This is a genomic window from Actinocrinis sp. (assembly GCF_035605935.1).
Lineage (GTDB): Bacteria > Actinomycetota > Actinomycetes > Streptomycetales > Catenulisporaceae > Actinocrinis.
This window is the reverse complement of sequence record NZ_DATNGK010000254.1, coordinates 1-20,613: the sequence shown is the minus strand read 5'-3', so window position 1 is coordinate 20,613 and position 20,613 is coordinate 1. Positions and strand designations below refer to the sequence as shown.

Here is a 20,613-nt window from a genome sequence, read left to right as displayed (position 1 = left end):
TGGACTCCGGCAGCGGCCGACAGCCCATCACCCTCGGCATCTACCACTACATCGGCAACAACAACCAGCAATGGAACGCCATCATGGCCACCGCCGTGGTCGCCTCCATCCCCGCCACCGCCCTGCTCATCCTCGCCCAACGCTACGTCGCCGCCGGCATCACCACCGGCGCCGTCAAGGACTAGAACCGCGTCCTGCGCGAGACAGGCTTGCGACAGCGAGTCTGTCTCGCGCAGCTGGACAACCTGTCTTTCCCACCCGACCAACCGCCGCCCGCCGTCCCGCTTTTCCCATACAAAACCCCGCGATGACATCTCCGCTACGCGGCCGGATTACGGCGGCGAGTTTCGTTTACCGCTTCGCTTGACCACAGGCGCCCTTGCGCGCTGTGAGTCTCGCGATAGCTTCGCCGACGGCGGTTGACGGTAACGCAGGACACGCGTGCACAGGTTTTTCACTTGAGCGGCTCATGACCGCGAGAAGCCGGAAAGTGCAGCGCGGCAACGAAGGCGAAGTCATGTGGAGTGCTCCGACCGGGCACCGGTACCTCACGCGAGCGGAACCGTATGTGGCGTGACACGGAGCACCGGCGGTTTTGCTGGCATCTGCCTTTCTGAAAATCTGTGCACGCGTGTCCCGCGCTACCCTCAACCGCCGTCGGCGAAGCTATCGCGAGACTCACAGCGCACAAGGGCGTCTGTGCTCGAGAGCCGTTGTGAACGAGACTCGCCGCCGTAGTCCAGCCGCGTATCGGAGATGTCATCGCGGGGTTTTATTGGGGAAATAGCGCGATGGCGGCCGGCGGTTAGTCGGTTCGGAAAAGCAGGTTGTCCAGTTGAACGAGACAGCGCGGCAGCCGCTTGGCCGAGCTGCTCACGGCTTACGGGCGAGGACCCCGTAGACGTTGACGTCGGCGTCCGTGACGTCGTTGATGTCCCGGTACCTGATCTTGTCAATCTCGTCCATGTGGTCGAGCAGGTCGGTCTCGATCGGCCGATGCGTGCTGAGGGCCCACGGACGGTGGTCCGGCCGCCAGTGGTGCACTGGGACGACGCCGGGTTCCACGATCTCGAGGCCGTTGTCCGTGAGGAATCGAAGGAAGTCCTGCTTTGAGCGCAGCACGAATGTCAGGCCGCTCTCCGCATAGGTCTTGGCTACCCGCATGCCGTTTTCCGGGTTCAGATCGGCTGTCAGGTGACTCGCGATCAGATAGCTTCCGGGGGCTAGGGCGTTCGTAAGCTGGGACACCACGTCATACGCCGCCTCGTCCTCGACGAAGTGCAGGATCGCCGCGAGTACCAAAGCGATCGGCTGGTTGAAGTCGAGTGTGCGCTCGGCCTCGCGCAGGATGGTCTCTGGATCGCGCAGGTCGGCGTCGAGATAGTCGGTCGCGCCTTCGGAGCTGCTGAAGAGCAGGGCACGAGCGTGCGCCAGCACCACGGGGTCGTTGTCCACGTAGACGATCCGCGACCGCGGCGCGATCCGCTGCGCGATCTCGTGCACGTTCTCCGCGGTCGGCAGCCCCGTGCCGACGTCGAGGAACTGCCGGATGCCCGCGTCCGCGGTCAGGTGGCTGACGGCGCGTCGCACGAAGTCGCGGTTGTGCCAAACGTTGAGGAAACCCCGTGGATTGGCCTTGAGCGCGGCCATCGCGGCGACGCGGTCCACCGGGTAGTTGTCCTTGCCGCCGAGGAAGACGTCGTACACGCGGGCCGGGTTCGGCCTCGTGGTGTCGATTCTCGCGTTCATGCGCTGCGCCCTGTCGGCGACCTCGGCTTCGTCAGCGCTCTGGCTCATGAGATCTCCCTGCGGTTCGGTGCCGTCGATCACTAACGTAGACCTCTACCGTCGTTGCGTCCCGGAATCATAGGATGTCGCGCCTCCTGCCCTGACCGGACGGGGTCGAGATCGCTTGAAAGTTTCGCCGGCACTGGGCGACTCGGTGTTCCGGCGAGGTTTGTCACGGGACTCAAATACCTTGCGTGGCCTTTGTTAATGCGCAGTCATGGGTTGCGGCCGTCGTCATGCGGTTACGAACCGCTCTTGAGGTTTCCTGATTGTCTTGGCAGCTTCCGCGATGCCAGGCCTGCACATCCCACCAAAGCCTGCGCTGGTGCCTTGAGGAGGTAGGTAGTCGATGCGACGAGAAGCAAGGTCGGCGGTCGCGGCGGTTTTAGCGGTCGCGGCCGTGATCGTGGCCATGCTCACGGTCGGTCCGGCCGCGGCCCAACCCGCGCCGAATGTGGTGACGCCGAACAGCACCCAGCGTGGACCTGATCCGACGATTGCGAGCATTGAGGCGACGCGCGGCACGTTCGCGACGGCGCAGATGAGCGTAGCGGCGGGCAACGGGTTTGGCGGGGGAGTGGTCTATTACCCGACCGACACGAGTCAGGGCACCTGGGGCGCACTGGCGATCGTGCCCGGGTACACCGCCAAATGCGCGAACGAAGAGGCGTGGATGGGCCCCTGGCTCTCCTCCTTCGGTTTCGTGGTGGTCTGCATCGAGACCAACACGACCACGGACAGCGATTCCCAGCGTGCCGCGGAGTTGCTGGCTGCGCTCAACTGGCTGACGACGGCTAGTCCGGTCAAGGGCGAAGTCGATCCGAACCGGCTGTCGGTACTGGGTCACTCGGCGGGTGGCGCGGGAGCGATCGAGGCGGCTGAGCAGCGCCCGTCGCTGCGGGCGATGATCGGTCTGGCCCCTGGCTTCCCCGGCATGGGGCTGAGCATGGCGAGCGACCAAGTCCCTTCGCTCATTGTCGGCGGGCAGGCTGACGGGACCGTCACGCCGTCATATCTCACGAACCTGTACGCCACGCTTCCTGCTTCGACGCAGAGTGCGCGCGCGGAGATCGCGGGCGCGAGCCACACGTACTACACGCATGCGAACAACGTGGAGATGAAGCTGATCATCCCGTGGCTCAAGGTGTTCCTGGACAGCGATACGCGGTACGAGCAATTCCTGTGCCCGTCGCTGCCGGATCCGAGCACGATCTCGATGTACCAGAGTAAGTGCCCGTACGTGCCGCCGGGCGGTGGCAGCCCCTCGCCGTCGACGTCTGCGTCGGCTAGTGCGTCCAGCAGCCCGTCGGCCAGTGCCTCAGCATCGGCGAGCAGCAGCCCTCCGCCGCCTGGAGCGTGCACGGCGACGTATCAGGCTGAGGGTTCCTGGCCCGGCGGGTTCCAGGGGCAGGTCACGGTGAGTGCCGGCAGTGCCGCGATCAACGGCTGGAGCGTGCACTGGAGTCTGGCTGGCGGTCAGCAGATCACGCAGGTATGGAACGGAACGCTGAGCACCAGTGGATCGTCGGTGACGGTCAAGAACGTCTCCTACAACGGTCAACTCGGCACCGGAGCGTCGACCACCTTCGGGTTCCTCGCCAACGGCGCACCCTCCGCGCCGATGCTCACCTGCACCAGCCCGTGATCACAGTGGTGGGATGTCTTCCCGTCACCTAGCGCTGACAGGACGCGTCGCCGAAATCCGGCCCGGTCGCGGTGCGAAACCGCGGCCGGGCCGCGATCTGGGAGCAGCGTTCAGCCGCCGCGAGATGCGTGGCAACTTTTTCGCCGCTCAGACGGACTAGGTACGGAAAAGTGGGTCGAGATCCTTAAGAGCGGAGCGTGAAGGCGATGAGCCAGCCGGTGCGGCACAGCCGGTCGAGCAGCAGACGATGGCCGATCGTGTCGGCAGCCGCGGCAGGCTTCTTCGCCGTCGCGATCGTCGGCTACTTGATCGTGTCATCGCTTCCGGCTAGCAAGGCCGATGCCGGACGGGGCGCGATCACTCCCGCGGCCGGCGCGAAGACGCTCTCGTTGCCCGCGGCATCGGCGACTCCGACACCGGTCGCGGCGAGCGCTTCGCCCACGCGCCCCTCGCCGACGAGCGCTTCGCCTACGAAGGCGCTTGCGACGAGTGGCGGCGGCGGGTCGACGGGTACTGGATCACTCGCGGGCCGGATCCAGCCGGGCGTGACGTATCAGGGCGTGGCCACCGAGTACAGCGCCGCAGACGGCAACGGTGCGTGCCTGTTCGGTCCCGCCGCCAACATGATGATCGCGGCGATGAACTACACCGACTACGAGTCGGCCAAGGCCTGCGGGGACTACGTGCTCGTCCGCGCGGCCAATGGTGCATCCATCACTGTTCTGATCACCAACGAATGTCCGCTGCCCTGCGCGCCTGGGCAGATTGACCTGAGCCAGCAGGCCTTCGCCAAGCTCGCCAATCCCAGCGCGGGGCGCATCCCGATCAGCTGGAAGCTGGTTAGCCCGAGCCTGAGCAACTCGATCTCGATCCGGTACAAGAGCGGGTCCAGCCAGTACTGGTGCGGCATCCAGGTGATCGGCCACCGCAATCCGGTGGCGCGGCTCGAGGTCCGCGTCAGTGGCGGCTGGCGGTCGTTGCCACGCACCGACTACAACTACTTCCTCGCGGCGGACGGCGCCGGCTGCGGCAGCACGATCAGGGTCACCGATATCTATGGGCAGCAACTGACCATCGGCGGCATCTCCGTGTCGCCGGACGTCGTGCAGCCGACCTCGGTCCAGTTCGCCCAGCATTAGACCTGGCAGCGCGCCGTAGACTGGGGATCTTCAGCGGGTTGCGGATGGGAGTGGGGAACGTGTCGCCCGGTCGCGCACGGCAGCAGCCGGTTCGCGCTGCGAGCACTGATGTGGCGCGGCTCGCGGGCGTGTCGCAGAAGACCGTGTCGCGAGTCATGAACAACGAGCCATACGTTCGCGACGAAGTGCGCGATCGCGTGCTTCGGGCAGCCACTCAGCTCGGCTACCGGCCCAACGGCGCCGCGCGCAGCCTGTTGTCCGGACGAAGCCGCCGGTTGGGTGTGATCTCGCTCGGCACCCGCCTGTACGGGCCGATGACGATGCTGGTGGCGATCGAGCGGTCGGCGCGCCGCCTCGGCTATGCGGTCAGCGTCGCGCACACGAGCGAGGACGACCAACACGGGGTCGCCGACGCGATCGAGGGGCTGCTTGAGCAGGGGGTCGACGGCATCGTTGTCGCCGAGGCGATCGACGAGGGACAGATCACCGTCACGGTCGATGTACCGGTGCTGACAATCGGCAGGTTCCCTGGCCTGGTCGCGGCCCGGCGGATCCGGTCCGCCGAGAAGTCGGATCGCAGCGGCTCTGTGGCGACCAGACACTTGATCGAACTCGGACACACGGAGATCAGGCACATCGCCGGGCCGCCGCGCTGGTGGGCATCGCGCGACCGTGCCGACAGTTGGCGCGCCGCGCTGCTGGAAGCCAGCTTGCCGGTGGTCGAGCCGGTCGCCGGGGACTGGTCGTGTGAGAGCGGCTACCGAGCTGGGCTGCAGCTGGCCGAGGACAGGGCGATGACGGCGGTGTTCGTCGCCAACGACGACATGGCCATCGGCCTGATCAGGGCGCTGCAGGATGCCGGTCGGCAGGTGCCCGGCGACGTGAGTGTCATCGGAATGGACGACATCCCCTCGGCCCGGTTTCTCCGCCCGGCGCTGACCACCATTGCGCAGGACTTCGATGCGGTCGCCACCGAGGGCGTCGGTCTGCTCGCCGCGGAAATCAGCGAGCCCGGCGCAGTGGAACGCACTCTGCACGAAGTCGACCCGCCGCTCATCGTCCGCGAGTCTACGGCGGCTAGCGGCTGAACGGGACGCAGTATGACTAGGTAGTCATACTGCGGCGGCTCTTCCGGGATGGCGGGAGAACAGGCAGCTAGAAGGCCACTTATGAGGCGCTGTCCAGATCCGAAAAGTTAAGCTTCCGAGCGGACTATTGACTACGCAGTCATACGCAGTCGAGACTACCGACGCCGGGCGGCGTGAATAGGCACGCGGCCTGCCGCTCACAGGTTGAGCATGTTCGGACCTTTCCGGACAGGCGCCATCGCTCGAGTCGGGCGATGCGCCGGGTACGTGAGGAGAGCCAATGCGAGCAAGGAAGCTCGGTATAGCCGTCGCCGCGTCCATCGCGGCGTTGGCTGCCTCGATGGTCTACGTGACGTCCGCTCAGGCATACAGCCCAACGCCGGGAACCATGTACCAACTGCCGGGCAATCAGCCGTGCCTGAAGGGCCGCGGCAACTGCGCGATCTACCCGAAGGCGGCGCAGCTGCCCTCCGGCAGGCTGGTCGCGTCCTTCGAGCTGTCCACGGTGCCGGCTTCCGGCTCGGCCGCAGGCCAGACGCTGCCGGTCTACAAGAGCGACGACGACGGCACGAGCTGGCAGCAACTCTCCCAGGTGAAGGCGCCGGCTTACCTGTCGAGCGACCCGCGCTACGCGAAGTACACCAGCGCGTGGACCAACCCCTACCTGTACGTCCTTCCGCAATCGGTCGGGAATCTGCGGGCGGGAACACTGCTGCTGGCCGCCGTCGTATCAGGCGACGACCAGTACTACCTCGAGCACAAGGCCGCGGACCCGAACTGGGTTCCCTCGAACGACGGCGACCGCGCCGACATGGCGATCGCCCTGTACGCCAGCACCAGTCAGGGCACTGATTGGAAGTTCCTCAACATCATCACCACGGGCGGCTGGCAGGGCGGCAGCGCGGGGGCGATTGGGAGCAATGTCTCGACGGCGAATACGTACCGTGAGGTTGATCCGGTATGGGAACCGTATCTGCTGGCTTACAACGGGAAGTTGATCGCGTACTACTCGGACGAGAACGACTACGTCGGCTACAACACCGCCACCGGCGCGCCGACGATCGACCCTGACAACGCGACTGCGGCCGACTCGCACGGTCAGATCCTCGCCCACCGCACCTGGACCGGCACGAACGCGCCCTGGAGCGGCGCGGTGGTCGACGTGTCGGGCACGACGCTAAGCCTGGACGCCGGCAAGACGGAGATCGGCGGCGGCCGGCCCGGAATGACGAACGTCGCGCCGACCAGTGACGGCAAGTGGCTGCTGACCTTCGAGTTCTGGGGCGGCGGCGACAACGTCAGGTACAAGGTCGCCCGCGATCCGCTGCATTTCTACTCGGTCGGCGGGCCCGATGGCATGGGGATCAGCACCCTGCCGGTCACCGCGGGGTCGAGAACGCTGTCGCAGGGTGGTAGCCCGGTCCTGGTGCGACTCGCGGGCGGGCGCTTGGCATTCAACGCCGCCAATAGCGGTGACATCTGGGTCAACGCGAGCGGCAGCACCACCGGCTCGTGGACTGAGTACCAGACGACCGTGCCAGCCGGTTACAGCCGCAACCTGACCTACGATGCACGCACCGGCCAGGTGGTGATCGTCGGCAATCAAGGCACGTCGACGATCATCTACGCAGACGTTGATCTCGGCCATTCCGCAGGCAAGTACTACCAGATCATCAACAAGCTGACCGGGCAAGTGATCGGCACGCACAACAACACGACCGACGCGAACCTCGGCAACGGCAACGCCCCCGACGTGGAGCTGGAGCCCGTCGCCTCGGCGGCGAACCCGGACACTCAGCTGTGGCACGTGGTGACGAAGGCGGACGGCAACGTGACGCTGCTGAACAAGTCCGGCGGCCGCGCGGCCGAGATCTGGACCGGCAACGCCACGGCGGGCCAGCAGATCGGCCAGTGGGTCGACAACACCCCGGCCGGGCTTTGGACGCTCATCAAGCTCGCGGATGGGAACGTCGAGTTTCAGTCGACCGGGAACCCGAGCTTGTACCTGACCGGTGCTTCGACGGACGCACACCTGACCCTGCAGGCCGCGACTAGCGACGGCTCGCAGGAGTGGCAGCTCAAGTAGTGCTCATACCTGCGACTCCCGCGCCTGCCGGCAGGCGCGGGAGTCAGTGCGTTGCGCCAGGGCGCTGAGGTCAGCTGGCGCTACCGGTGACCGTCGTGCCGGTCTTGGTCACGTGGTAGGTCACCAGCGCCCCGCTCCAGAAGTGGAACGTGAGCGTGACCGGGGCGCCGTCCGTGAGAGCGTTGAGGAAGGCCGGGGTCAGCTTGATCGCGCCGTTCGGGTAGTCCGGCGCGAACGTGCTGGTGAACTGCTGGTACGAGGTCCAGGTCGCGGTTCCGGCGTTGCTGCCGTCGGCGTACTTGGCCTCCATGGTCGCCAGCTCGTCCCCGTTGAACTGGGTCGGCAGGGCGAAGGCGTCGGTGGTTCCGGTGGCGGCGGAAACGGTCGGCGTATCGTTAGTGATCACGTTGATGTGCCACGGTACGCCCTTGGAGAAGCGCACTTCTAGGGTCGAATTCACGCCGTAGGCGCGGGCGCCGACCAGCTTCGTGATGGCCGCGGCCGTCAGTGTGATCTGACCGTTGGAATATGCGTAGTCCCGGCCCTTGCGCAGCTCCTGGCCGTTCGCCCACAGCGAGCGGAACTCGGTGCCGTTCAAGTTCAGGTTGAGGGTCTGCGCGATGATCGGGCTCGACTTCGGCACGAACAGCAGATCCGAGGCCGCGGTGCCGGAGCGCGTGGTCCAGCCGGACTTGATCTGGTCGAACAGGGTCGAGTCGCGCCATTGCAGGGTGTTGCGGTTCAGGAACGTGCCCGGATCCCACAACGCCATCGTGACGTGGTTGATCCGTGCCTCATAGCCGAGCAGTTCGAAGTACTTCAGTGCCTCGCCCGGCTCGACCTCGTTGTTCGGGTTGGTGTAGTCCGGGTAGCTCAGCAGCCCGTCCTCGCCCAGGTACACCGGGATGCCCTTGGCGATGAACGTGTTGTAGATGCGGCCGAACGTGTCGAGCAAGTCTTGCTGCGTCTGGGCGTTGAACGTCGTGAAGCCCGCGATGTTCACGCTGAACGGCCAGAAGCTGTAGTAGTGCACCGTGGCGACCAGGTTCGGGTCGTTCAGCGACGCCATCTCGGCGCTCAGGTCGTCCATCAGCGGCTGGCTTGGGGTGCAGCCGAGCGTGGGTAACACCAGCAGCCGGGTCGCGTTCTTGCCGCCGGACTGGCGCACGATGTGGAAGAACGAGGTGTTCAGCTCGTCGAGGAACTGGGTGTCCTGCGCCGAAGTGGCGTTGTTGAACTGCGGCTCGTTGTCGCTCTCGAACAGCAGCTTGCGCGGCTCGTCCTTGAACTCGGCGGCGATCTGCGTCCACAGCGCGTTGAACTGGGCGAGCACGGCATCGTGCTCGGTGGTCATGTTGGAGATCCACTCCCACGAGTCGTGGTGGACGTTGATCTCGACGTAGAGCCCGTCGGACAGCGCCCAGTCGACGACCTGCTTGACCCGAGCCATGTAAGTCGCGTCGACGGTGTAGGGAGCCGTGGCCTGCATGTGGGCCTGCCAGGTCACCGGTATGCGAACGCTGTGAAAGCCCTGCGAACGGATCTTGTCGAACACCGCCTTTGTGACCGCGGGGTTGCCCCACGAGGTCTCGTCCGGAATCGCATCCAGGGTGTTGCCCAGGTTCCAGCTCGGCTGCATCGCGGCCACGGCAGTCATCGTGCTGTTCGACGGCGCCGGGAGGACCGGGCTATCCGTAGACGCGGTCGAACCGGAAGCAGCCGAAGCGTGCGCCGCGGCGGCCGGCATGGCCGGCAGCAGCGCGATCGCCAAGGCGAAGGCCGCCGCCCTCGGCACGCGTCGCGCCGCCGCGCGCTGTCGGGGGAGAGGTCTGGTGAGTCTGGCTGTCACGTGCACCTTCCAGGAATGGGTGGCGCAGGCTCGGTTCGGCGCTCCGAAGCACTTCGACACATGGGATCAGTGCTAGCTGCTGAGCACGCACTAAGGCGCACCGGGCCGCGTGGCTGCCCAGGGCGCGGGCGTGAATTTAACATCGAAGCGAATCGATGCATAGGCGAACATGTTCGACGCTGGGCTCGAATAACCCTGCGATGGGCCGGGTCGAACTCGGCGAGGACGCAACCCGCTGGGTCGCCGAGCAGGCCCGCCAGATCGACTACTGGATCACCGCCGCGGACACACCAGCCGAGATCATGGCCGCGTTGCCGACCGCTCAGCTGGCCGGCCGCCATGGCGGGCACCTACCCGATCCCCAATGACCAGGTCTATCGGATCGGTCCCGGCCCGGGCGCTGCCGTGCTGCTGTTGTCTCGCGCTGCTGTTGTCCCGCGCTGCCGTTATCTGCTGGGCGCCGGGCCGGTGCTGTTGCGCAAGGAGATCGGCGGCGCGAACAATTCCTGCGTGGGCGCGGCGTCCGGCATGGCGATGCGCTCGATCAGGAACCGGACCGCGGTCGCGCCCATCTCGCTCGCGGGCACGTCGGCGGCGGTCAGCTGCGGATGGAACTGCTCGGCCCAGTGCCGCGCCACGATCCCGGTGACCGAGAAGCGCCGCGGAATGTCGAGCCCGGCTCGCTCCAACGCGCGCTGCACTCCGGGCAGCGCCGCCTCGTTCACCGTCGCGATGGCGGTGGTCTCGGGATGCGTGCGCAAAATCTCCTCGACGCACGCCCCGCCGGCGTGCGCGCTGTCACCGCAGTAGAACTCCGCGCCTTCGACGCCGCGGCGCGCGATCGCCTGAGCGAAACCTTCACGTGCCCGGTTCGCCGGACCGTAGCCCGACGCCACCATGTCGGCGGACCGGTTGATCAGGGCGATGTGCCGGTGCCCGAGGTCGGCTAGGTGGTCGACGCAGCGGCTTATCAGCGTCGCGCTGTCGATGTCGACCCAGCACATCCCGTTCGGCTGGCCGGTGCGACCGATAGTCACGAACGGCAGGCCCTCCTCCTGCAACCGCTGGGCGCGCGGATCGTCCAAGCGCACTTCCATCAGCAGCGCCCCGTCCACTCGGCGCCCGGTGATGAGCCGCTCGAAGGAGCGCTCGTGGTCGCCGCCGGAGGGGGAGAGCAGTACGTCGAGGTCGGCGCGAGCGGCCGCTTCCATCACCGCGCCGACGAAGTCGAGCTGCATCAGCGTCAGGTGCCCCCCGGCCGGCGGGATCACCAGGCCTATGGTGCGCGTGCGACCTTCCTTGAGGGCCCGCGCGGCGGCGTTCGGGCGGTATCCGAGCTCGTCGATGACCTCCTGGATACGCCGCCGGGTCGCTTCGGAGACTGCGCGCTTGCCGCTCAGCGCGTACGAGACGGTGCTGCGCGACACACCGGATCGCCGGGCGACCTCGCCGATATTCATCGAACCCCCTCGCGACATCCGGGCGTCCTCCACCCTTCCGTTCGACTCGTCAGCGTGCCGTTCGCTCGGGAACGACGTGGTCGGCGCGCTCGAACCGATTCACCAGACCAGCCGGAAGTGTAGTCGGGGGACGTGCTCCGCAGCAATGCGGTGCGCCGGGCCGCGCGCTGAAACTTACATAAATACCTGTGCTCTGGTGTCTAGAGCATGGGTAAAGTCAATCGATTCGAAAGCTTCGCGCTTTTCGACTTCCGGCGATCGCCCATTCCATTGACCGGTCTATCCACCCGCCGTAATATCCCGGTCGAGCCGCGATGTGAATCGGTTCGACAGCTTCAGTTCGACAATGCTGGTTCGACAGTGTGCTGGTTCGACAATGGCGCCGATCCGTAGGAGAAGTCGATGAGAACGAGAGTCAGGCCCGTCCGCCTCGCGTTGGCGGCCGGGACGGCGCTGGTGCTGGGGTTGCCGTTGGTGGCAGCCCTGCCAGGCCATGCGGCGGGTAGTGAGTCGCTGAGTGTGAACCTCGCCTCGACCCGAGGGCCGTCGACCGGCGTGGGCGAGGGCTTCCTCTACGGGTTCACCTCGGACGGGACGCAGCCGGCCGATCAGTTCATCCAGCCGCTGGGGATCAACGCGTTCCGCGGCGGGGGGTGGTTCTCCGGAGGCTGGATCAAGGACAATTACCAGCTCGGCTCGGCGACGCAGGCCGACATCAACTCGATCGTGGCGGAGGGCAAGAGGCTGACTCAGCCGCCGTACCACGCGCAGTACCAGGTGCTGCTGACGGACCTGTACGGCCTGAACGGCGGTCAGCCCTCGAACACGATGTACCCGTGTGACAACGGCAACTGCTCGAACTGGGCGACCTTCATCGACCAGACGGTCGGCGCGCTTCAGGCCACCGGGATCAAGTTCGCCTACGACATCGACAACGAGCCGGACATCTCGGTGTTCTGGAAGGCCGGGGTCAACAGCACCCAGTACTTCCAGATGTGGGACACCGCCTACCGGGAACTGCGCAAGGTCGCTCCCAACGCCACCATCGTCGGACCGTCCTTCGCCTACACCCCGCTGGCCAGGGCGAGTCAGTGGTCCACGTGGCTGTCGCACGTGAAGTCGGCCGGCACGGTCCCGGACATGATCACCAACCACGACGAGGGCGACGTGGACGACCCGGTCGCGGTCTCGCAGGGCTTGAACAACGCCCTCTCGTCCGCCGGGGTCGGCTCGCGGCCGCTGTCGGCGAACGAATACCAACCGGCCGACCGGCAGACCGCGGGCGTCACGGCGTGGTACCTGGCCCGCTTCGCCCAGTCCGGCTACTACAACGCGATGCGCGGCAACTGGGTGTGCTGCGTGACTCCGAACCTGACCGGCGTGCTTACGCAGGTCAACGGCACGTGGCAACCGACCGGGAACTGGTGGGCGCTGCGTGACTACGCCGACATGACCGGAACCCTGGTCGACACCTCCGGCCAAGTCAACAGCACCGCGATCTCGGCCTCCGAGGACAGCACGGCCAAGCGCGCGGTCGCGATCATCGGCGACTCCAACGGCTACACCGGCGCGGCCTCAGTGACCTTCAACGGGCTCTCTTCCCTCTCCTGGCTGTCGGGAAGCGGGAGCGTCAACGTGCGCGTGGACCGCATCCCCGACCAGGCGCCGCTCGGCTCCCCGCAGGTGGTCTACAACCAGACAGTCAGCGCTTCGAGCGGCTCGATCACCGTGCCGATCACCTTCCAGGCCTCCCACGACGCGTTCGGGGTCTACGTGACGCCCGCCGGCTCGACGAGCGGGAACACGGTCACGGTGACGAATCCGGGCAGCGAGTCCGGGACGGTGGGGACCGCGATCAGCGGTCTGCAGATCCAGGCGAGCGACTCCGCGTCCGGACAGACGCTGACCTACAGTGCCAGCGGCCTGCCCGCAGGGCTCTCGATCTCGTCATCGGGTCTGATTTCCGGTACGCCGACCGCGTCCGGGACCTTCAACGCGTCGGTCACCGCGACCGACAGCACCGGCGCATCAGGGTCCGCATCCTTTACCTGGACGATCAGCGGCGGTAGCAACGGTGGTGGTTTCCCGAGCGGTTATCACCAGCTCGTGGTGGCCAGCAACAGCCTGTGCCTGGACGTATACGGCAACACCAGCACCGCCGGCGCGGCCATCGACCAGTGGGCCTGCAACGGCCAGAGCAATCAACAGTTCCAGTTCGTACCCACCTCCGGCGGCTACGGCGAGATCCAGGCGCACAACTCCGGGCAGGACGTGGCCGTCGCCAACAGCTCCACGACCTAGGGAAGCCCGGACATCGTGCAGCAGGCGGTCAACGGCAACGCCGCCAGCCAGTGGCTGCCCCAGCAGCAGTCCGACGGTTCGTGGCAGTTCAAGAACCAGAACAGCGGCCTGTGCCTGGATGTCTACGGCGCCGGCAGCAACCAAGGCCAGCAGCTGGACCAATGGCCGTGCAAGAACGCCCCCGGCACCAACCAGGACTTCAACGTCCGCTGACGCTCCGGCGCTCAGGTAAGCACGCGGGGGATAAAGAAGGCTGATTCACCCGGCCGCGCAGTCGCACTTGCGGCCGGGTGAATCAGCCCTTTACGGCGTCACTGGCAGCAGATACGGAATCGTCCGCGGGCCTTCGGGCAGAACGCAAACCCGCGCACCAGGACCGGCCGCCGCCAGAGCCTCGGCCACGGTCGCACTGATATCAGCGGTCTGTTCCAGGTGTGCGGTGGCGAGGTCAGCGTCGCTGAGATACGAGGTGCGCATGACCACGCGGCTGCCGGATTGGATCCGAGCCTGGATCTGCACCTGCCACTGGTCCGGCACGGTGTGCGGCCGGGCCTTGATCTCGGCGAGCAGCGCCTCCGGCGAGGCTGCCGAGGCGAGCAGGTCACGATACGAGCCGTGGTCCGGGAAACCGTCTCGGCACTCGGCCGCGCACACGATGATGCCGCCCGGCCGCACCACCTGGAATGCGGCCGACATGCCCTTGACCGACTGGTACAGGTTCTGGTCCAGCGGATAGCCGGAATTGGTGGTGACCACGACGTCGAAGGGATCGGCCACGGGCCGCATCGCCAACGCCTTCGCGTGGCTACAGGCGACCGAATGCATAGGCAGCAGAGCGCCCCCGTACGCCGCGACGATCTGCTTCTCCCGGTTCAACACGACGTCGAGAGCGAAACTCACCCCGGTCGCCGCGGCGATCGCGCGAACGTCATCGTGTACCGGGTTGCCCACGGTGACGCCCCAGGTCGCGGAGGGATGGGCGATCCGCTTGGCGTCGTGCAGAACCAGAACGGTCTCCAGCGCCGCCAGACCCGGCGCGACCAGCTTCGGCCCGCCGGAGAAACCCGTGAAGAAGTGCGGCTCGACGAACCCGGTCGTGATGCGCGCGTCCGCCTCGACCCACTCGCGGTTGAGCCACACTGGCACGTCGTTACCGAACCGCCCGAGCCACACCAGTCGATCGCGGTCACGCGCGTCGTGATTCACGATCCGCACCGCGTCGACGACCTGGTCGCCGAACATCTGCCGCCACTCGGCCTCGGTGTTGCCGCGATGTGTCCCGGCCGCCACCAGGATCACCACATCCTCGAGGCGCACAAGACCGTCAAGTTCTTCCAGCAGCACCGCGATCATCAGGTCGCGCGGCTGCGGCCGGGTGCCATCGCAGGCGCAGATCGCGACCGTCTGCCCGCGCTTGACCTTCTCACGCAGCGGCGGACCGGCGACCGGATTTCGCAGCGCGGCGCGCAGTGCAGCGCGCGGATCCGCTGCGGCACAGCGGTATACGGGCTCGACGATGGTGGCCCGGTGCGGATCGACGTCGATATCCAGATCGTCTTCGCCGTACGCCAGGCGCACCTTCATGTCGCCCCTGTCCCAGTTGATCCCGGACTTGCTCCACAAACTCAGTCTTGGACTTTGCCTCCGGTGATACGTGAGATGACGAGTGCGACGAGGATGATCGCGCCGTTTAGCGCCCCGATCCACTGCGCCGGCACACCGCCGAGCGTGAGGACGTTCTGGATCAGGAACAGCAGCAGGATTCCGGTGAAGGCACCGAACATGCTGCCCTTGCCGCCATTGAGGCTGATGCCGCCGATCACGGCCGCGGCGAAGACGGTGAAGATGTCGCCGTTACCCTGAGCGGAGGCCACCGACGCGAGCCGCCCGGAGAGCATCAGGCCGCCGAGCGCCGCGAGCATGCTCGCGGTGATCATGACGGTCCACAGCACCCGGTCGGTGCGGATACCGGCGGTCTTGGCGGCGTCCACGTTGCCGCCGATCGCGTAGAGCGAGCGGCCGAAGCTGGTGTAACTGAGCACCACGATCCCGATCGCGAACAAGATCAGGGTGACCCAGACCGACGCCGGCATGCCCAGCCACTGCGCCGTGCCCAGGTACAGCATCGAGCCGGTCAGGTTGAAGAAGGTCTGGCCGCCGGAGATGCCGGTCAGCAGGCCGCGCAGCACGATCAGCATGCCGAGGGTGACGATGAAGCCGTTGAGCCCGAACCGGATGATCAGCAGGGCGTTGACGATGCCGATGGCGAGGCCGACCGCCAGGGTCACCGGCACCGCCCAGGTGCCCGGCAGCAGGCCCAGCCCGTGCCCGGCTCCCTTCGGCACGGTCAGCCACGCGGCGACCCCCGGCGCCAGGCCCATCGTGGACTCAAGCGACAGGTCCATCTTCTTCACGATCAGCACGAGGGTCTCGGCCAGGACCAGCACCGCGATCTCGGACATCGTCTGCAAAACGTTGATCAGGTTGTCGGAGCGCAGGAACACCGGGTTGACCACCTGGCCGACGATCGCGATCGCGATGATGGCCGGGATCAGCGCCAGGTCGCGCAACCGGGCGATGGCGATACGCCGACCCGGCTGCGCCGCGGCGGTGTGCGCGCCGCGCGCGTCCTTGGTCATCGCGGCCTCTGACGCGGTATCGGATGCGGTCTCAGACACGCAGATCCACTCCTTCCATCGCGGCGACCAGGGCGTGGTCGTGCCATCCGCGTGTCATCTCGGCCACGATGCGGCCTTGGAACATCACCAGAACCCGGTCGCAGCCGCGCAGGTCGTCCAGTTCGTCCGAGGCGATCAGCACTCCGGTGCCCTCCGCCGCCGTCTGCTCGACCTTGCCGAGCAGGAACTCCTTGGACCGCACGTCCACCCCGGCGGTCGGGCTGATCAGTACGAGTACTTTCGGGTTGTCGGCCAGGGCCCGGGCCATGACCACCTTCTGCTGGTTGCCGCCGGACAGGCCGGAGACCTGCTGCTCGGGTCCGGGGGTCACGATGGCCAGGTTGTCGATCATGGTGTGCGCGATCTCGTCGCGCCGCCGGTGGTTGATCAGGCCGCGCGGTCCGAGCCGCCGCGGCACGCTGAGTGTGCCGTTGTCCGCGATCGACATCTGTGGCACGTAGCCCTGGTGGTGGCGGTCCTGCGGCACGAACCCGACCCCGGCGGCCAGCGCGTCCGGCACGCTGCCGGGCCGTGGACGCCGCCCGGCGATGCGGACCTCTCCGCCGGCGGCAGCGCGCAGGCCGGCGATCGTCTCGGCTAGTTCCGTCCTGCCGCTGCTCGCCGCCCCGGCCAGGCCGACGATCTCGCCCGCGCGCACGGTGAACGAGACCTCGTCGTAGGTGTCCGCGAGGGAGAGGTCTGCGATGGCCAGTACTTCTGGTGCGGCTTCCTCGACCTTCGTATGCTCACGCAGCCCTGCTGCGGCGCCAGCGGCCTCTCCGGTCATCGCCCCCACCAGTTCCGCGCGTGCCAGTTGCCCAACCGGGGCCGTGAGCACATGGCGCGCATCCCGGAACACCGTCACCGTGTCGCAGATCTCGTAGATCTCCTCCAGATGGTGGCTGATGTACAGGAACGTGACGCCCTGCGCTTGCAATTCGCGGATGCGCTGGAAGAGCCGGGCGATCGCGGCTGCGTCCAACTGCGCGGTCGGTTCATCCAGGATGATGAACCGCGCGCCGAACGAAAGCGCCCGCGCGATCTCCACGAACTGCCGCTGCTCGACCGACAGATCCCCGGCCGGGGCGCGCACGTCCACATCCACCGACCAGGTCGCCAGCAGTTCCCGCGCCTGGCGGCGCACGGCGGGCCAGCTGATCAGCCCGCCGTGGCCGCGCGCGTGCCGGTGCAGGAACAGGTTCTCCGCCACCGTCAGCTGCGGGATGATCGTCGACTTCTGATACACGCACGCCACCCGGCGCCGCCAGGAGTCTCGGTCGGCCGGCCGCGGCGCGGGCGCGCCGCCGAAGGTCACCGCGCCCTCGTCCGGGAGCTGAAGCCCGGTCAGGATCGAGACCAGCGTGGACTTGCCGGCGCCGTTTCGCCCGACCAGGGCATGCGTCTGGCCGGCCTCGACGGTGATGTGCGCCTCGCGCAGCGCCACCGTCGAGCCGAACCGCTTGGTGATGCCGGTCGCCTCGGCGACCGGCGCAGCCCCATTCATTTCACGCCGCCATCCCACACAGTGCCCACGTCACACACCGCGCCATTGCCGTGTACCGCTTTCCGCTCTTGCGTCGTGTCTCCTGCGGGCCCGCCTCAGCTGAGGTGGTTGCCCCACAGCGAGGTGTCGGTGCTCTTGAGGCTGGAGGCCCCGCCGTAGCTCGCACCGTCCGCGGTCACCAGCGGCGCGGAGAGCTGGTCCTCGAGCAGGCCGGCGCGCACCTGGATGATGGTGCTGTTGTGGTCGGTCGGACCCGGCTGGAAGGTCTTGCCCGCGATCGCGGCCTTGATGTAGTAGAGCGCGTATTCGGCATACAGGTCAGCGGGCTGCGATACGGTCGCGTCGATCTTGCCGGCCGCGATGTCCTTCAGCTCCTCCGGGATGCCGTCGTTGGAGACGACGAACACGTGCTTGGGGTCGGTCGGCTGCACGAGCAGACCCTTTTGCTGGAGCAATTGCAGCGTGCCGGAAAGCGCGAAGCTGGATTCCATGTAGACGCCCTTGATGTTCGGATGCGCCGTCAGGTCGGTCTGCAGCTTCTGCGAGGCGGTCGCCCCGTCCCAGTTGGTGGCCTCGCCGTACACCTTCATGGCGGGGAAGTTCTGCTTCATGCAGTCGTTGAACGCCTCGGTGCGGTCGCGGCCGTTGATGGAGGCCAGGTCGCCTTCCAGCATGACCACCTCGCCCTTGCCGTTCAGCTTGGTTCCGAGGAACTGGCAGGCCTTGGTGCCATACGCCCGGTTGTCGGCGCGCACCACCATGTACACGTTGCCGGTGTCCGGCCGGGTGTCCACCGACACCACCGGGATCTTCTTGGCGGCCAGCTGCGAGAGCGTCGGCGCGATCGCAGCGGTGTCCTGCGGCGCCATCACCACACCCTGCACACCCTCGGCCATCATGGTCTGCACGTTCGAGGCCAGCTTGGCCACGTCGTTCTGCGAGTTCGTGGTCTTCAAATCCAGGCCGAGCTTGCTGCCGAACTGCGGGGTGTACTGGATGAAGGAGTTCCAGAAGTCGGTGTCGGAACGTGGGTAGTCCACGCCCACGACCGGAGCGCTGCCACCCCCGCCGCCGCTGGACGCACCGGTCGACTTGGTGCTCGAGCACCCGGCGAGCGCGCCGAGGGAGAGCGCGGCTGCGGTGCACAACGCGAGGCTTCTGAGCTTCATTGCTGCCTTCCTCACTGAGCGGTGTGGGCCGTGGACAGGCCCGGGACATCGGGGAGCGGGTGTGGGTCGCGGGCACCGCCGAGGGCGGACCACACCGGTCCGTCGGGGTAACGGTGCGCCGCGACCGAGACAGGGTGTATCTGAGCACTGATACCGGGGGCGACCGGAGCCAGGTAGCGGCCGCCGCGGATGCGGACCGGATCGGTGAAGTGTTCGTGCAGGTGGTCCACGTACTCGATGACGCGGTTCGCGGTGGTGCCGCTGACCGCGACGTAGTCGAACATTGCCAGGTGCTGCACCATCTCGCACAGCCCGACCCCGCCGGCGTGCGGGCACACCGGGATGTCGAACTTGGCCGCCAGCAAAAGGATCGCGATGTTCTCGGTGATGCCCGCGGTGCGGCTCGCGTCCAGTTGGAGCACGTCGATGGCGCCGGCCTGAAGCAGCTGCTTGAACATCACCTGGTTGTGCACGTGCTCGCCGGTGGCGACCTTGACCGGGGCGAGCGCGCGGCGGATCGCCGCGTGACCGAGGATGTCGTCCGGTGAGGTCGGCTCCTCGATCCAGTACGGGTCGTACGGCGCCAGCTGCGTCATCCAGCCGATGGCCTGATGCACGCCCCAGGCCTGATTCGCGTCGACGGCGATGCGGATGTCCGCGCCCACCGCCTCGCGGGCCAGGCGCATCCGCCGCAGGTCGTTCGCCAGGTCCGCGCCGACCTTCAGTTTGATCAGCGAGAAGCCCTCAGCGACCGCGTCCTTCGAGAGCCGCACCAGCTTCTCGTCCGTGTACCCGAGCCAGCCCGGTGTGGTGGTGTAGGCGGGGTAGCCTTCCTCCAGCAGTCGAGCCGCGCGCTCGGCGCGCCCCGGTTCGGCGCGCCGCAGGATGGCGAGGGCCTCCTTGCGGGTCAGCGCGTCCTGCAGGTAGCGGAAGTCGACCAGGTCCACCAGCTGATCCGGAGTCAGCTCGGACAGCAGCTGCCAGACCGGCTTGCCTTCAAGACGGGCGTACAGGTCCCAGACCGCGTTGATGATCGCGCCCGCGGCCATGTGGATGGCGCCTTTCTCGGGGCCCAGCCAGCGCAACTGGCTATCGCCGGTCAGCCGCCGGGAGAAGCCGCCCAGGTCGCCGAGCACGTGCGCCACCGGCAGGCCGAGCACCAGCGGGGCGAGTGCCCGCACGGCGGCGACCTGCACGTCGTTGCCGCGGCCGACGGTGAAGACGAGTCCGTAGCCCGCGTCCCCGCCGCTAGTACGCACGGTGACGTAAGCAGCCGAGTAGTCGGGCTCCGGGTTCATCGCGTCGGAGCCGTCGAGTTCGAGCGAGGTGGGGAAGCGGACATCCACCACCTCTACCGCGGTGATGGTCTCCCGAGTGCCAGACATGGGATGTATTTAAGTGCCGATCACACCCCGGCGTCTAGAGGGCGCGGGCCGGTGAGACCGCGATCGGGACGTGATCAAGGTTTGATCAGTTGTAACTTTCGTTGACTTCGCCTGGCGAGATGGCTCAACTCGGGCGTACACATCCCATCACACCGGAAATTGCGGCAGATTCGGAGGTACCCACGACCAGCGAGGAGATCCGCGTTGAAACTCACTGATCATCGGCCATGGCTCGCAGGAGGGATGGCTGCGGTGGTCGTTGCTGCCGGCCTCACGGCCGCGGCCACCACGTCCGCGCAGGCTGCCGCGGGCTGTCAGGTCTCGTACACGGTGAGCAGCCAGTGGCCGGGTGGCTTCGGCGCGAACGTCGCCATCACCAATCTCGGCAGTGCGATCAGCAGCTGGAGCCTGGCCTGGTCGTTCGGTGCCGGGCAGACGATCACGCAGCTGTGGAACGGTAGCTACACCCAGTCCGGCGCGAACGTGACCGTCACGAACGTGTCGTACAACGGATCCCTGGG

14 protein-coding genes and 2 pseudogenes are annotated in these 20,613 nt (G+C 67.0%); 8 read left to right on the top strand and 8 right to left on the bottom strand.

Features of this window, described 5'->3' with window-relative positions:
* A pseudogene (locus VN779_RS20195) lies at positions 1-185 on the top strand (carbohydrate ABC transporter permease); the annotation flags it as partial.
* A gap of 688 nt (positions 186-873) precedes the next feature.
* Here the strand turns inward: VN779_RS20195 and VN779_RS20190 are convergent.
* A complete protein-coding gene (locus VN779_RS20190; protein WP_325725673.1) occupies positions 874-1,797 on the bottom strand; it encodes an SAM-dependent methyltransferase in 924 nt (307 codons plus the stop codon).
* Between the two features lie 340 nt (positions 1,798-2,137).
* Here VN779_RS20190 and VN779_RS20185 point away from each other — a divergent pair, with 340 nt between their 5' ends.
* The 4 genes from VN779_RS20185 (at position 2,138) to VN779_RS20170 (ending at position 7,746) form a co-directional block, all read left to right on the top strand.
* The gene (locus tag VN779_RS20185) at positions 2,138-3,433 is read left to right on the top strand and encodes a cellulose binding domain-containing protein (RefSeq protein ID WP_325725671.1); all 1,296 of its coding nucleotides are present in this window, start codon (positions 2,138-2,140) and stop codon (positions 3,431-3,433) included.
* A 206-nt stretch (positions 3,434-3,639) separates the two neighbouring features.
* Positions 3,640-4,572, top strand: coding sequence for an expansin EXLX1 family cellulose-binding protein (locus VN779_RS20180; RefSeq protein ID WP_325725669.1), 933 nt, complete (start codon positions 3,640-3,642; stop codon positions 4,570-4,572).
* Positions 4,573-4,616: 44 nt separating this feature from the next.
* Positions 4,617-5,660 carry a LacI family DNA-binding transcriptional regulator gene (locus VN779_RS20175; RefSeq protein WP_325725667.1) on the top strand — a complete coding sequence of 348 codons (1,044 nt, stop codon included), beginning with the start codon at positions 4,617-4,619 and terminating at the stop codon, positions 5,658-5,660.
* Between the two features lie 280 nt (positions 5,661-5,940).
* Positions 5,941-7,746 carry an RICIN domain-containing protein gene (locus tag VN779_RS20170; protein ID WP_325725665.1) on the top strand — a complete coding sequence of 602 codons (1,806 nt, stop codon included), beginning with the start codon at positions 5,941-5,943 and terminating at the stop codon, positions 7,744-7,746.
* Between the two features lie 70 nt (positions 7,747-7,816).
* On the opposite strand, the gene VN779_RS20165 is transcribed toward VN779_RS20170, so the two are convergent.
* Positions 7,817-9,541 carry a cellulase family glycosylhydrolase gene (locus tag VN779_RS20165; protein ID WP_325725663.1) on the bottom strand — a complete coding sequence of 575 codons (1,725 nt, stop codon included), beginning with the start codon at positions 9,539-9,541 and terminating at the stop codon, positions 7,817-7,819.
* Positions 9,542-9,750: 209 nt separating this feature from the next.
* Here VN779_RS20165 and VN779_RS20160 point away from each other — a divergent pair, with 209 nt between their 5' ends.
* Positions 9,751-9,963: a hypothetical protein gene (locus VN779_RS20160; protein WP_325725662.1), complete on the top strand. Its 213-nt coding sequence runs from the start codon at positions 9,751-9,753 to the stop codon at positions 9,961-9,963.
* 78 nt (positions 9,964-10,041) lie between these two features.
* Here the strand turns inward: VN779_RS20160 and VN779_RS20155 are convergent, their stop codons facing one another.
* Positions 10,042-11,055, bottom strand: coding sequence for a LacI family DNA-binding transcriptional regulator (locus VN779_RS20155; protein ID WP_325725660.1), 1,014 nt, complete (start codon positions 11,053-11,055; stop codon positions 10,042-10,044).
* Between the two features lie 402 nt (positions 11,056-11,457).
* Here VN779_RS20155 and VN779_RS20150 point away from each other — a divergent pair.
* Positions 11,458-13,569, top strand: a pseudogene (locus tag VN779_RS20150) (RICIN domain-containing protein).
* Between the two features lie 90 nt (positions 13,570-13,659).
* Here VN779_RS20150 and larA read toward each other — a convergent pair.
* The 5 genes from larA to VN779_RS20120 form a co-directional block, all read right to left on the bottom strand.
* Positions 13,660-14,940, bottom strand: a complete 1,281-nt coding sequence (gene larA / locus VN779_RS20140) for a nickel-dependent lactate racemase (RefSeq protein ID WP_325725654.1) — start codon at positions 14,938-14,940, stop codon at positions 13,660-13,662.
* A gap of 41 nt (positions 14,941-14,981) precedes the next feature.
* Positions 14,982-15,995, bottom strand: a complete 1,014-nt coding sequence (locus VN779_RS20135; protein ID WP_349260863.1) for an ABC transporter permease — start codon at positions 15,993-15,995, stop codon at positions 14,982-14,984.
* A 31-nt stretch (positions 15,996-16,026) separates the two neighbouring features.
* Positions 16,027-17,538, bottom strand: a complete 1,512-nt coding sequence (locus VN779_RS20130; protein WP_325725651.1) for a sugar ABC transporter ATP-binding protein — start codon at positions 17,536-17,538, stop codon at positions 16,027-16,029.
* Between the two features lie 95 nt (positions 17,539-17,633).
* Positions 17,634-18,707, bottom strand: coding sequence for a sugar ABC transporter substrate-binding protein (locus VN779_RS20125; protein WP_325725649.1), 1,074 nt, complete (start codon positions 18,705-18,707; stop codon positions 17,634-17,636).
* 11 nt (positions 18,708-18,718) lie between these two features.
* Positions 18,719-20,092 (bottom strand): enolase C-terminal domain-like protein, encoded by a 1,374-nt coding sequence (locus VN779_RS20120; RefSeq protein WP_325725647.1) that lies wholly within the window; start codon positions 20,090-20,092, stop codon positions 18,719-18,721.
* Positions 20,093-20,335: 243 nt separating this feature from the next.
* Here VN779_RS20120 and VN779_RS20115 point away from each other — a divergent pair.
* On the top strand, positions 20,336-20,613 hold a 278-nt coding region (locus VN779_RS20115; protein WP_325725646.1), incomplete at its 3' end, for a cellulose binding domain-containing protein.